Source organism: Glutamicibacter nicotianae, assembly GCF_002797775.1.
Taxonomy (GTDB): Bacteria; Actinomycetota; Actinomycetes; order Actinomycetales; family Micrococcaceae; genus Glutamicibacter; species Glutamicibacter nicotianae.
Genome location: NZ_PGEY01000001.1, coordinates 2,078,076 through 2,091,474 on the forward strand (window position 1 = coordinate 2,078,076; position 13,399 = coordinate 2,091,474).

A 13,399-nucleotide genomic window follows, 5' to 3' on the forward strand; every position below is an offset into this window, starting at 1 on the left:
ACCAAAGGCTTGCGCCTTTGCGAGTCCGCCCGTATTCTCTACAACCAGAGAATAATAAATGCTGCAGATCACATTTCAGCACTAAAGGAGCCGGTCTCATGCCAACCACCACCGCCACGGATTTCACCCTGCTCAGCGAAGCAGAGGTTGCCGCCGCCAAGGACTTGCTGGTCAGCAACCAGCTGTTCACCGAGAACACCCGCATCGCCTACATGGGCCTGGAAGACCCGCGCGCCGACCGCCCCGGCCGCTTTGTCCGCGTGATGCTCATGGACAAGCTGGCCGACTCCCCCAAGGATGTCGTCCTGGACCTGGGCGCCCAGGGCGTGCACTCAAGCGTCGATCTGGATCCGGCCAAGGTGGGGCAGATGCCGGTGCTGCTGGAGGAATTCGAAAAGGTCGAGTCCATCCTGATTGACGACCCGCAGTGGGCGGCCGCTTTGGCCAAGCGCGGGCTGAAGCCGGAACAGGTGCGCGTGGCCCCGCTGTCCGCAGGTGTGTACGACGACGAGTACCCGCAGGAATCAGGACGCCGCATCCTGCGCGGGCTGGCCTTCCGCCAGGACTTCGCCGAAGACTCCGCGTGGGCCCACCCGGTTGACGGACTGGTGGTCTACATCGACACCATCGCCGGGAAAATCGACCAGCTGCTGGATCTGGGCATCGTTCCGGTGCCCGAGACCCACGGCAACTACACCGACCCGGAACTCACCGGCCCGGTTCGCACCACCCAGAAGCCTATCGAGATCACCCAGCCCGAAGGCCCAAGTTTCACGGTGAGCGCCGGCAACCATGTCGAGTGGGAGAAATGGTCGCTGGACATCGGCTTCGACATGCGCGAGGGCCTGGTGCTCTACAACATCGCCTTCAACGACAAGGGCGTGGAACGCCGGATCCTGGACCGCGCCTCCATCGCGGAAATGGTCGTGCCCTACGGGGATCCGTCCCCGGTACGCAGCTGGCAGAACTACTTCGACACCGGCGAATACCTCATCGGGCGCCTGGCCAACTCGCTGGAGCTCGGCTGCGACTGCCTGGGCGAAATCCACTACATCTCCCCGGTGGTCACCGATGCCGACGGCAATGCGCAGAAGATCGCCAACGGCATCTGCATGCATGAGGAGGACGCCTCGATCCTCTCCAAGCATGCCGATGACTGGTCCGGGGTGAAGTACACCCGGCGCAACCGCCGCCTGGTGATCAGCTTCTTCACCACCGTGGGCAACTACGACTACGGCTTCTACTGGTACCTCTACCTGGATGGCACCATCGAATTCGAGGCCAAGGCCACCGGCATCGTGTTCACCTCGGCCATGGGCGACGAGCGCTTCTCATCCGAGATGGCTCCGGGGCTGACCGCGCCGTTCCACCAGCACATCTTCGGCGCCCGCCTGGACTTCGCGCTGGATGGCGGTCCGAGCCGCGTCATCGAGGAAGAAGCCGTCCGCCTGCCGATCAGCAAGGAGAATCCGCGCGGCAACGCCTTTACCCGCAGCCACACTGTGCTGGCCACCGAGAAGCAGGCGGTGCGCGACAACAACCCGACGGCCGGGCGCACCTGGGTGGTCACCAACCCCGAGAAGACGAACTACCTGGGCAAACCGGTAGGCTACAAGCTCATGTCCCAGGGACTCCCGACCCTGTTAGCCGCCGAGGGATCCTCCATCCACCGCCGCGCCGAGTTCGCTTCCAAGGCGCTGTGGGTGACCAAGCGCGAGGATGGCCAGCGCTACCCCACCGGCGACTTCGTGAACCAGAACCCTGGCGTTGACGGCATCGGTTCCTGGATCGAGGACGACAAGAACATCGATGGCGAGCAAATCAGCCTGTGGCACACCTTCGCGCTGACCCACTTCCCGCGCACCGAGGACTGGCCAATGATGCCCGTGGACAAGGTCGGATTCACCATCCGCCCCGAAGGATTCTTCGACCGCTCCCCTGTGCTTGACGTTCCAGCCCCGGTCCAGCACGGCTGCTGTGCCACTACGGAATCCGACGGCTGCTGTGGCAGCGGCGACTAGTCTCACTGCCAGGGTTTCCGCCGGGCACTGCGCGCTCGGCATCGGCTCGCTGTGCCTGGCGGCGGCCCACCTGCTGGTGCTGGCAGTGCTGCCGCACACGCTGTGGTGGACCCTGGCCTTGCTGGCAATGGCGGTCTGGTGCGTCAAATGCTCCTGGTGCGTGCTGCGCGGCGGCTGTCCCATGAGCCTGCTGGTGATGAGCGCGCTGATGGGCGCTTCGCACGTGGCGATGGTAATCGGGATGCCCTGGTTCGCCGGCCATCACGGAGCCCATGCGGGGCATGGCACGCACCATGCGCCGGTGATGCTGGGCATCGCGGCTGCCGAATTCGTCGTGATGTTCGGCGCCGCTTGGCTCAGCCGCCTCACCGCAGGCAGCGTCCCACGCCGTGCCGATCAACCGGATAGCTCAGAACCCGCGGCTCTTCCCGCCTAACCAGACCCGGTCTTGGATGCAGCGCTCCGCTGTTCTCAAGGCCGGGTTTCTGCCTGCTCCCGGATCTTGACAACCCCGAGATGCACCGGCTTAGATGAGTAATGAATCACATTCAATTTGTGTTCAACTTTTCCGAGAAGAGGGATAGCCTTGACCGCCGACAGGCACTCATCTGGCATCCTCGGTGCCCAGCAGACCGCAAAGCCGCAGGGACCATTGGTCGTTCCCCTGCATCGATAGCGTCCACCGAACCAGCTATCTTCGAGGAAAGTACCAATGGCCACCACCAATGAACTGACGTTTGACAGGCATGAAGCCGAAGTCTCCCCCGCCTTGGTCGCCCGGGCACTGGCAGATGCCAAGCGCACCAGCTACTGGCTGGACAACGTCCAGCGCCCCGCGCCCCACCCGGCACTGCACGGGTCAATCACCACCGACCTGCTGGTTATTGGCGGCGGCTACACCGGATTATGGACCGCGCTTCAAGCCAAGGAACGGGATCCTGCCCGCAAAGTGGTGCTGATCGAGGGCCAGCGCTTGGGCTGGGCCGCGTCGGGGCGCAATGGCGGATTCTGCGAAGCATCGCTGGTCCACGGCGAAGCAAATGGCGCAAACCACCTGCCGGAAGAAATCGAGCTGCTCGCCGAGCTCGGGGCGCAGAACCTCGACGAGTTCGAAGCGACGGTGCAGCGCTACGCCATGGACGTGGACTTCATCCGCCACGGCTCGATCAACGTGGCCACCGAGCAGCATCAGATCGCGTGGGTGGCCGGGGAAGCTGAAGCCCCGGGCGTCGATTACCTGGATGCCGATGCGGTCAAGCAGCTGATCAACTCCCCGGATTTCCTGGCCGGCGCCCGCGACAACCATTCCACCGCGCTGATCCACCCGGCCAAGCTCGTCTGGGAACTGGCCCGCGTGTGCCGCGAAATGGGTGTTGAATTCTACGAGCACACCCACGCCTTGGAGATGGAGAATACCGGCACGCAGGTCCAGGTGCTCACCGCCGACGGCCAAATCACCGCCCAGCGCGTAGCCCTGGCCACCAACGTCTTCCCCTCGCTGCTCAAGCGCCACCGCGCACGCATCATCCCGGTCTACGATTACGCGCTGATGACCGAACCACTCACAGCCCAGCAGCGCGCAGCCATCGGCTGGGAGGACATGGTGGGCCTGGCAGATCTGAACAACCGCTTCCACTATGCCCGCCCCACCATCGATGCCGAGGGGAACTTCCGCATTCTCTACGGCGGCTACGACGCGGTCTACCATTTCGGCGGCAAGGTCCGCTCCAGCTACGACACCAACCAGCGGACCTTCGAAAAGCTGGCCGCGCATTTCTTCGGCAGCTTCCCGGACCTGATGGATGTGAAGTTCTCCCACGCATGGGGTGGCGCCATCGATACCTGCTCGCGATTCTTCTCGTTCTTCGATCTGGCCTATGGCGGCAAGGTCGCATACTGCGCAGGCTTCACCGGCCTCGGTGTGGGCGCCACGCGGTTCGGGGCCAAGGTCATGCTGGATCTGCTCTCGGGGAAGAAAACGGGGCTGACCGAATTGGAACTGGTGCGCACCAAGCCGATCCCTTTCCCTCCCGAGCCTGCCGCGTGGGTGGGCGTGAAACTCATGACCAGCCAGCTGGCCAAAGCCGACCGCAATCACGGCGAGCGCTCGGCCTTCTTGAAGCTTATGGACAAGATCGGAATGGGGTTCGATTCCTGATGCCGTCCAAAGATCTTCGAGCCAGTATCGTCCAGGCCGGCGACGTGGAGCTGAGCCACGAACCGATCGGCGAAGACCAGCGGGCTGACGGTCAGGCACCCGCGACCACAGGCTATGCGTTACTGGGCACCCTCGGGAATGCGGAAGTCGGCATCTGGGAGATGTCTGCCGGAGCCATGCGGGATATCGAATCCGACGAATATTTCGCTGTGCTTTCCGGCCGCGCCACCGTGCAGATCCTGGAAGCCGGCGGCTTCGGCGCCCAGGAACTCCGGCTGGTTCCGGGCAGCATTGCCAGGCTTCATGCTGGCATGAGAACACAGCGGACTGTCACCGAAACCCTGCGCAAGTTCTATTTCACCCTCTGAGCATCCCTAGGAGAATCCACATGGCCTACTACGAGAGTTCCCTCGGACACCAGTTCATCAACGGCCAGCAGGTCCGGGGGCTCGGCCCGGTGCTGGAACGCGTGAACCCTGCCACCGGGAAGAAGCTGCTGGACGTCGATACCGCAAGCCTCGAACAGGTTGACCAGGCGGTGCACGCGGCCGCCGAGGCCTTCACAACCTGGTCCAAGCTCACCCCGGGCGAGCGTGCCGACCACCTGCTGGCCTTCGCCCGCGAACTTGAGAAGCATGCTGATGAGATCGCCGCCGTGGAGACCGCGCAGACCGGCAAGAGCATCCGCATGTCCACCCAGTTCGATGTGCCGGGTTCCATCGACAACGTGAACTTCTTTGCTGGCGCCGCACGCAACCTGCAGGGCTTGGCCACCGGGGACTACGCCGGGAACACCACCTCGATGATTCGCCGCGAAGCCATCGGCGTGATCGGCTCGATCAGCCCCTGGAACTACCCGTTGCAGATGGCTGCATGGAAGATCCTGCCCGCGATCGCCGCCGGCAACACGATTGTGCTCAAGCCCAGCGAGCTGACCCCGGGCACCTCGGTCCTCTTTGCCCGGGCCGCCAAGGATGCAGGGCTCCCGGACGGGGTGATCAATATTGTGGTTGGCGACGGGCCCAGCGTCGGCGCGCCATTGGTGCGCCACCAGCTGGTGAAGATGACCTCGTTCACCGGCTCCACCGCGGTGGGCCTGAAAATCATGTCCATGGCCGCCGAGAGCGGTACCCGGGTGCATCTGGAACTCGGCGGCAAGGCCCCGCTGGTGGTCTTCGATGATGCGGATATCGAAGCCGCCGCGCACGGTGCGGTAGCCGGCTCGACGATCAATTCAGGCCAGGATTGCACTGCGGCCACCCGCGCCTACGTGCATTCCTCGGTCTTCGAGCGGTTCACCAGCCGTGTGGCCGAGCTGATGGACGCCATGGTGGTGGGAGATCCCACCGACCCCGATACCGACATGGGCTCAATGATCAGCCAGGAGCACCTGCAGAAGGTCTCCTCGATGGTCCAGCGGGCCAAGGATCAAGGAGCTCAGGTGCTGGCGGGCGGCCATCAGCTTGAGGGCGATGGCTTCTTCTACCGTCCCACCTTGGTGGTTGGAGCTGCCCAGAATTCGGAGATCGTGCAGCAGGAAGTGTTCGGACCGGTTCTGGTGGCCCTGCCATTCAGCACTGACGATGAGGCCATCGAACTGGCCAACGATACCCCGTATGGGCTGGCGGCGAGCGCATGGACCAAGAACGTGGACCGTGCGATGCGTGCCAGCGCGGAGATCCAGGCCGGTTGCGTGTGGATCAATGAGCATATTCTGATCGTTTCAGACATGCCGCATGGAGGCTACAAGGCTTCCGGCATGGGCAAGGACATGAGCCAGTATTCTTTCGATGAGTACACCAACGTCAAGCACGTGATGATCTCCCACGATTCTCGTGCCCACCGTGAATGGCAGGATACGGTCTTCAAGCACCGCTAGGCGCGAAATACTAGAGACTGGAAAGCAGCTGGTTCAGCTTCTTGGTTGCCACCCCTGGTTCGGTGGTGGCAAAGAAGTACTGGGCCAGCTGTTTTTGCGCCCCGGCCACGGGCGAGGCGGCCAGGTCAGCTACCCGCTGGGCCAGGCCGTTCGCGTTGCCCAGCCGCTGGTTCAATGGCAGCCCAGCATGGAGCTTGCTTTCGGGATCCCCCGACAGCAGCAGCGGGATGTTCAGCGCTACCGCGTCATAGGCCATCGCCGAGGTGTCGCAGATGGCCACGTCCGCCCACACCAATGACTGCGCCGCATCGCCGATCGGGTCCAGCGTGGCGGCATAATTGCTCTTCAGGCCCAGAACTGCCTTCTTCGCTTCAGCGGAGACATCTCCGGTCTTCGGATGAGGTCGGAAACGCACGTCGAAGCGCTCATCGTTGCTCAACTGGGCGAGAATCCGCTCCCCCAGGGTCGCCACCGAGGAGTAGGCCATGGTCTGGGAATCGCCTTCCCACGTCGGCGCGTAGAGCACCCGGATCTTCTCGGATGGCTCGGACCATTCCAGGTTGTCCAGCTGCGGGCGTCCGATCTGCACCAGATGCGTTGGGTCGAAACGGGCAATGCTTTCAGTGATGCGCTCGACCGCAGCGGCACCGGCCACGCAGGCGAAGTCGTAGGCCTTGAGCTGGTTGGAGACCATCGACGTCTTTTCACTTTCACCGTGGTTCAGGTGAATGTGCGCTGGCCCATTGAAACGCAGCATCGTGAAGTTCCGCTGGGCGTTATTCACGTAGTTGATGGATTTGGCATCCCACTCGCGCAGCTTGTTCTCGATCTGTTCCATGGAACGCGAGAACATGATCGGCAGAGTCGTCGCTTCCAGCGCATGGCGTGCGCTCAGGGCATCCATGAGCACCACTCCGATGCTCAGGCCCTGGGCAGCCAACCGCTCAAAGGTCCCCAGCCAGACTCCGAGCTGGTAGAACTGGCCGGGGCCTTCGGCGAAGAACAGCACATGGTCGGCTTGTTCGATTCCCCGGTCCAAGTGGGCGATTTCTGCTCGGACAGACCGCTCCGCGAGGAGGGAGCGTGCTTTACCTGTCGCTTGAGTTATCTGGGAAGAGAACAATGCCATGCATTTAGTCTACGTAGGTTTAGCCGTTGATCGCGGAAGCCAAGTCGGAAATGTTGGATTCCATCCATTCAAGGTAGCTGGAGTCATCCTGGATGGTTTCTGCAAAGTCAACCACGGGGATCTGCCCCTGCTCTGCGCTCTTCTTCAGCGCCTTGGTTTCACTGCCTTCAGTCTGCACGTTATAGGCCAGCATGTCGGCGTCGCCTGCGGAAAGCAGGTCTTCGGCCTTCTTCATGGTTATCGCTGCAATGCCTTCGCCCTCTTCAATGGCTTCGCTCAGCCCTTCCGGGGTGGCATCCTCCATGCCTGCAGCATGCAGCAGGTGGAATGGTACCGGCTCGGTCATCACGAAGCTCTTGCCATCCAGCTTCGCGGTTTCGAGCTGTTGCTCCAGCTTGTCGATTCCTTCGTTGAAGGAAGCCGCATTCTGCTGGTACTGCTCGGCGTTGGCGCTATCGGCCTTTCCGAAGGATTCAGCCAGCGCATCAGCCAGGTCGCCCATGGATTCCAGGTCATACCAGATGTGCTCGTTGTAGGCCGCGTGGTCGTGGCCTTCATGCGAATCCTCTTCGGCGTGCTGCGCATGCTCTTCAGCGCTTTCGCCCTCATGCGAATCCTCTTCGGCGTGCTGCGCATGCTCTTCAGCGCTCTCGCCCTCATGCCCGGCTGCTTCCGATTCCTCAGCTACCGGCGAGGAATCCACTGCGTGCACGAGCGTGATCTCGCCAGCCTTGCCTTCTGGAATCGAGGAAACCAAGGAGTCCATGAACTGGTCATATCCTCCGCCATTGGCCAGCACCAGCGTGGCATTGGAGATCGCCAGCTTATCTCGGGCTGTTGGCTCGTAGGAATGCGGATCCTGTGCGGCCGAAGTGATGATCTCGCTGACCTCCACGCTCTCCCCGCCAATGGCACGGGCGATCTGTCCGTAGACGTTCGTCGTGGCCACTACGCTGATCGCAGCAGAATCCGCTTCCGTTGATTCGCTGGCCGTGCTACTACCGCATCCGGCGAGGATCAGTCCAGCAGCAGGCAGGGCTACAGCTGCTGCGAGCAGCGAGCGGTGGTTCTTCATGGGTGTCTCCATCTAAATCGGATCGCTATTGAGAACTATTCTACATTACATATGAGAATGGTTCGCACCTAGGCGACGGAACCCACGCGTTGCAAGGAGCGTTTGCCGTGGGCTCCGCCGGTGCCGGTCGCCTTCACGACCATGACCGCAATTGCGGTCGTTACCGGAATTGCCAGGACCAATCCAATGGAGCCGATCAGAATGCGGATGACCTCTTCGGCCATGGCGCCGGAGCCCAGGGTGACCCCGAAACTCTGGTTGCTCAATGCGGCAATAGCCAAGACTGGCAGGGCCGCACCAGCATAGGCGAAAGCAATGGTGTAAACGGTCGAAGCGATATGGTCGCGGCCGATGCGCATTCCGCGGAAGAACAATTCCCTGGCCGAGGACTTCGGCGTGCTCTCTGCCAGTTCCCACACGGTGGCCGATTGGGTGATCGTCACGTCATTGAGCACACCCATGCCGCCGACCAGGACACCGCAGATCAGCAAGCCAGGCAAGGATATTTGCGGGGCCACCGTCGACAAGGTGATTGCCGATTCATCATTGGCCCCGGTCAACGCGGCCGCATCGGTCAGCCAGAGCACCATCCCTGCAGTCACCGCAAGACCGAAGAGCGTTCCCAGCAGCGCTGTGGATGTCTTCGCGTTCAGTCCATGGGCGAAATACAGCGCGACGAACATGATGGCGGTAGAGCCTGTGAGTCCCACCAAGACCGGATTGCCGCCTTCAAGCAAGGCCGGAACCATGAAGACGATCATGAAGGCGATGCCGCCGATCAGGCCGATCATGGCCCGGGTGCCGCGCCAACCGGCGACGAGCACCACCACCACGCCATAGGCGATGGCCAGCAGTGCCATGGGCAACGTGCGCACGAAGTCAACGAACACGTACGGGCTTCCGCTGGTGGTGTCGACCGTGGAAAGATCTAGGTAGCGGATGCTGTCGCCCGCGCGCGCATCCCGTGATTGCAGCATTTCCGGCGGGATCTCCAACTGGATTTCAGCGCCACCGGATTCAGGCATCACATAGGTGACCTGGCATTCGAGCACCTTGCCGCCTACTTCTTCCAATCCTTGGGACGAAGGGCAATCCTGGATGGCGCTGCGCGTAACTGTGCCAACTTCCATCGTCGCTCCACCGGTAGTATCCATGGCTCCGTTGAGGGCGAACTTGTCGTAGTTGCCTTGCGGCCACAACAGGATGACCATGACCATGGCCAACGCACCTATGGGCGCAAGCAGAGCCCAAAGGATGATCGAGGCACGCCGCCGGCGCTTGGGATCCTGCAAAATCGGTTCGTCATGGTGATGATGGCCCACGTGGCGCTGCTCCAAATCAATAAAGGCGAATCGTCCTTACCAAGTCTAAGAGCTTGCCCCTGGGAGTTTCATATGGACGCAGTCCGCGTCTTCCCGCGCTGTTCGTGGACGCTCAAAAGGATGACGCGATAAATCCTCCGCAAGGTTCATGCTTTCCAGCATCGCGAAACGGGAGAATTGAGCCATGAGCTTGCCAATGAATTTTCCACCCGCGCCGCAAGGCGCCGAAGGTGAAATGAGCTATCAGTTCCATCGCCTGATGAGACGCAGTGCGAACTATCGCTGGTGGCGTCCGCTGGCGTTCTCCGGCGTCGGCATTGGCTTCTACCTCGCAGCTTTGCTCATTGCAATGCTGGCGATGTTCGCCGCACTGCTCTTGAACCCGATGACGTGGGCTGCCGATAATCCTGAAGAGGCCCCCGACCAATTCCTCATGGATCCAATGCTGAATATGGCTTCGGCGACGGACTTCTCGATGACCATGGCCTCATTGATCATCATGATCCCTGCGGTCTTTTTCGCTTATTTGCTTATCGGACCTAAGCCTGTCGGCCAGTTGATTTCGGTCACCGGCAAATTGCGCTGGCGATGGTTCGGCCTGGCGTTGGCTGCCAGCGCCGTTTTGTTCGCCTTGTATTTCGGGGTGAATTTCGGGCTGGGCGCAGTGGGAATTGGCGCGTCCGAGCCGGTGCCTGCCAGCAGCCTGCCCACGGATCCGCTGTTCTATGCGCTGCTGGTTATCCTCTTGACACCGTTCCAGTGCGCAGCCGAAGAGCTCGTCTTCCGCGGTGCGTTCATGCAGGTCATCGGCAGCTGGCTGAAGCATCCCTTGTTCGCCATTCTGCTACCGGTGCCGCTGTTCACCATCGGCCACCTCTACGATATCTGGGGGCTTCTCGATGTGGCAGCCTTCGCTATCGCGGCAGGCTATCTGACGTGGCGCACCGGCGGCCTGGAAGCGGCGATGGCCATGCACATCATCAACAACACGTTCTTGTTCCTGCTCGGCGCAGTCGGCCTTGTCGATCTGAACGCCACGGAATCCAACCCGGTTTCATTAGTCTTCTCGGTGTGCTTCATGGCCCTGTTGACCTTCATGCTGGTGAAGCTTGCCGATAGGCAGGGCATCGCTCGTACGGCGGGCCCAATCCCGGTTGCAGACCGCCGGCCGTTGCTGCAACCTTGGCAAATGAACCAGCCGCCGCTTCGCCCTAACCAGCCATACTGGGCTCCTCCGGCATATCAGCCAGAGCAGCAGCCACACGCCGGCAATCCGCCGATGGATTCCCCACCAGCGCCGCGGGCACCCGACCCGTCGGACCGCTAGGATTCACGCGGCTCAAGCGCAAAAACGATCCGCACAGGAGCTCCTGTGCGGATCGTTTCGTTTACTGCAATTTCATTTAGTGCGCTTCTTCAGGACTTGGCCCAGCGCAGCAAGGCCGCGATTCCTGCTCCGTCAGGGATCATCGATTCCGGTACGTATCGGATGCTGGCGTCCGTCAGCGCAGTCGCGCGCAAGAGCACTTCCGGCGCTGGCCACTCGCCGACCACCAACTCTGCATGGTCATCCCCATCTTGATGGGCAATCCACGGTTCTGCGCTCAAGGCGCGCAGGGTATGCTCGCTTTGATATTGGCCAACCAGCACCATTTCAGCTTGCGCCGATTGGAGTGCAGTGACGACTTCATTCAATCCGACAGCCAGTTGCGCTCGGCCGTTGCCGGACTGGGCGGCAACCTTCGACTCCAATTCAGCCAGATCCTTGGCTTTGACCTCCTCCACCAGCTTGGTGATCTGGGCATCGACCTGCTTGGCGTCCGCGCCTCCGGTACGCGTATGCGAGTCGATGACTTCTACGTATTCCTTCAGTGCCACCGGAAGTGCCCCGAGCACTATTTCACGAGCCTTGATATCGCCGGAAAGAATGACCAGACGAACGTAGTTCTCGGCGGACATCTCACTGATCAGGCCGGCGACCTCATCAGCATTTCGACGTACCATCTCATCGGCGGCTGCCTGGGCCTTCGGCTGGTCATATTCGCCGGGCACCTTGCGCGCATGGTGGATTTCCTCGGGCAATCCGACTATGCCACGGCTGCCGAGGCGTTCAGGGGACGCCGTGTTATAGAGGTGCACTTCACCTCCGTCCTTGCTGACTTCGGCTACGAGGTAGGAGAACGAACCGCCACGCGCGCGAGCCAGCGCTGTGAAGTTCGGGAATGGACCCACATCCACCGATGGAGTTTGGACCTTGAGTCCTGGGATGATTTCGTTGAGCACGACTTCGCCGTCATGAACGGCGACGAATCTTGCTACGGGTGCTCGCAAGCCCTCGGCTGGTTCCAGTGCGCCGATCAGTGCTTGGACATCGTCCGGCTGTGCCTGCTGGCTCTTGAGCAGCTTGGCTACGTCGTCCGGAAGCCGATCTGCGGCTTCTTGGGCCGCAGTGGTTCCCAACGATGCGTCCACGAGGGCGGTGCTCCACGAGCCGTTTCTCCGATAAAGCGAAGCGTCGATTCCGTTAGAATCCGCGCGTAGTGCCATGCTGACTCCCTTCCGCACGCGAGCCTTGGCCGCGGTGCGACTAGATCCGTGGCACTAACCTAACATCACTATTCAGTGGCTGGAAGAGGTAACCAGAAACTATGTCGTTGTTTGGATGAAATCAGCATGACAGCAAGTATCTACCAGCGGCCGCGCCAATATTGGGCAGGGAATGCCAGCGGCGCTCCGAGTTCTTTCGCCGCACGGTTGGCCCACTGCGGGTCGCCCAGAGCGGCGCGTCCGATGCTCACGCCGTCGGCTTGCCCGGTCACAACGATGTGCTCAGCTTGCACCGGCTCGGTGATCACGCCCACCGCGGTGACGAAGGCATCCTGCGGCAGTGAGTCTTTCACTGCTTGGGCCAACGGCACCTGGTATCCGGGACCAGAGGGACCCTTGAACTTGCCGATGCCGGCGCTGGACAGGTCGAAATGGCGAACACCGTAGCCGTAGAGCTCCTTGGCGATTCGAATCGTGTCAGCGATACCCCATCCGTCGTCTACCCAGTCTTCCCCCGAGAAGCGGATGCCCAAGACCTTGTTTTCCGGCCACACGGCTGCCACCGCCTTGATGATTTCACGCAGGTACCGCGTGCGGTTCTCGAAGCTGCCGCCGTATTCATCCGTGCGCTTGTTGGACAGCGGCGAGAGGAACTGGTGCACCAGGTAGCCGTGGGCCGCATGGATCTGGATCAGGTCGAATCCTGCCTCGTCTGCGCGCTTGGCCGCGTCAGCCCAATCCTGAACCGAGTCCTGGATCTGTTCCACAGTCATCTCGGTAGCCGGCTTCAGTCCATAGAGCTCGCTTGGAGTGGAAGTGAAGGTTTCCCAGCCGCCTTCTTCATCGCTGATGCTGCCAATTTTTCCGGCCTCTTCGAACTCCTTGAGCCAACCATAGGTCGAGGCTTTCGCGCCGGCATGCGCCAGCTGCACGCCAGCGGCTGCACCATGTGAGCGGATGTACTTTGTAATCGGCTTCCAGGCCTCAGTCTGCTCGTCATTCCACAAACCGGTGTCGCGGTCCGAGATCCTGCCTTCAGCTGCCACCGCTGTTGCTTCGGCGATGACCAGCGAGTATCCGCCATGCGCCATGGAGCCCAGATGAGCCAGGTGCCAGGTCGTTGGAACGCCGTCGTGTTTTTCCACGGAGTATTGGCACATCGGCGGGAGGACCACGCGGTTGCGCAGCTTCAGGCCTTCGCCGCTGCGGGTTGGAACGGTAATTTCAGTAAATAGCTTGCTTTGAGGCATACCAGTTACGACGCTGGC

11 protein-coding genes are annotated in these 13,399 nt (G+C 61.5%); 6 read left to right on the plus strand and 5 right to left on the minus strand.

The genetic code is table 11. From position 1 onward, the window contains the following. Positions 1 to 98: 98 nt before the first annotated feature. The 5 genes from ATK23_RS09685 to ATK23_RS09705 all read left to right on the plus strand — a co-directional run bounded on the left by ATK23_RS09685 (position 99) and on the right by ATK23_RS09705 (position 6,058). Positions 99 to 2,021, plus strand: coding sequence for a primary-amine oxidase (locus tag ATK23_RS09685; RefSeq protein ID WP_066141217.1), 1,923 nt, complete (start codon positions 99 to 101; stop codon positions 2,019 to 2,021). Then, positions 2,005 to 2,457, plus strand: coding sequence for a hypothetical protein (locus ATK23_RS09690; RefSeq protein WP_066141220.1), 453 nt, complete (start codon positions 2,005 to 2,007; stop codon positions 2,455 to 2,457). Before ATK23_RS09685 ends, ATK23_RS09690 begins: the two co-directional genes overlap by 17 nt. Positions 2,458 to 2,733: 276 nt before the next feature. Next, complete coding sequence (locus ATK23_RS09695) at positions 2,734 to 4,179, plus strand: NAD(P)/FAD-dependent oxidoreductase (RefSeq protein ID WP_066141222.1); 1,446 nt, start codon at positions 2,734 to 2,736, stop codon at positions 4,177 to 4,179. Then, positions 4,179 to 4,547, plus strand: a complete 369-nt coding sequence (locus ATK23_RS09700) for a cupin domain-containing protein (protein ID WP_066141226.1) — start codon at positions 4,179 to 4,181, stop codon at positions 4,545 to 4,547. Before ATK23_RS09695 ends, ATK23_RS09700 begins: the two co-directional genes overlap by 1 nt. A 20-nt stretch (positions 4,548 to 4,567) precedes the next feature. Continuing rightward, positions 4,568 to 6,058, plus strand: a complete 1,491-nt coding sequence (locus ATK23_RS09705) for a gamma-aminobutyraldehyde dehydrogenase (RefSeq protein ID WP_066141227.1) — start codon at positions 4,568 to 4,570, stop codon at positions 6,056 to 6,058. Between the two features lie 10 nt (positions 6,059 to 6,068). Here ATK23_RS09705 and ATK23_RS09710 read toward each other — a convergent pair whose 3' ends face one another. The 3 genes from ATK23_RS09710 to ATK23_RS09720 all read right to left on the minus strand — a co-directional run bounded on the left by ATK23_RS09710 (position 6,069) and on the right by ATK23_RS09720 (position 9,584). Next, the gene (locus ATK23_RS09710) at positions 6,069 to 7,097 is read right to left on the minus strand and encodes a CDP-glycerol glycerophosphotransferase family protein (RefSeq protein WP_066141228.1); all 1,029 of its coding nucleotides are present in this window, start codon (positions 7,095 to 7,097) and stop codon (positions 6,069 to 6,071) included. A gap of 109 nt (positions 7,098 to 7,206) precedes the next feature. Next, positions 7,207 to 8,262, minus strand: coding sequence for a metal ABC transporter solute-binding protein, Zn/Mn family (locus tag ATK23_RS09715; RefSeq protein WP_066141229.1), 1,056 nt, complete (start codon positions 8,260 to 8,262; stop codon positions 7,207 to 7,209). 68 nt (positions 8,263 to 8,330) lie between these two features. Continuing rightward, entirely contained in the window at positions 8,331 to 9,584 is a 1,254-nt protein-coding gene (locus ATK23_RS09720; RefSeq protein ID WP_066141404.1) for a YibE/F family protein, read from the minus strand. A gap of 235 nt (positions 9,585 to 9,819) precedes the next feature. Here ATK23_RS09720 and ATK23_RS09725 point away from each other — a divergent pair, with 235 nt between their 5' ends. Then, positions 9,820 to 10,911 (plus strand): CPBP family intramembrane glutamic endopeptidase, encoded by a 1,092-nt coding sequence (locus ATK23_RS09725; RefSeq protein ID WP_066141230.1) that lies wholly within the window; start codon positions 9,820 to 9,822, stop codon positions 10,909 to 10,911. An 89-nt stretch (positions 10,912 to 11,000) separates the two neighbouring features. Here the strand turns inward: ATK23_RS09725 and ATK23_RS09730 are convergent, their stop codons facing one another. Next, the gene (locus ATK23_RS09730; RefSeq protein WP_073707992.1) at positions 11,001 to 12,131 is read right to left on the minus strand and encodes a baeRF2 domain-containing protein; all 1,131 of its coding nucleotides are present in this window, start codon (positions 12,129 to 12,131) and stop codon (positions 11,001 to 11,003) included. A gap of 140 nt (positions 12,132 to 12,271) precedes the next feature. Beyond that, positions 12,272 to 13,381 carry an NADH:flavin oxidoreductase/NADH oxidase gene (locus ATK23_RS09735; protein WP_066141237.1) on the minus strand — a complete coding sequence of 370 codons (1,110 nt, stop codon included), beginning with the start codon at positions 13,379 to 13,381 and terminating at the stop codon, positions 12,272 to 12,274. Positions 13,382 to 13,399 lie beyond the last annotated feature (18 nt).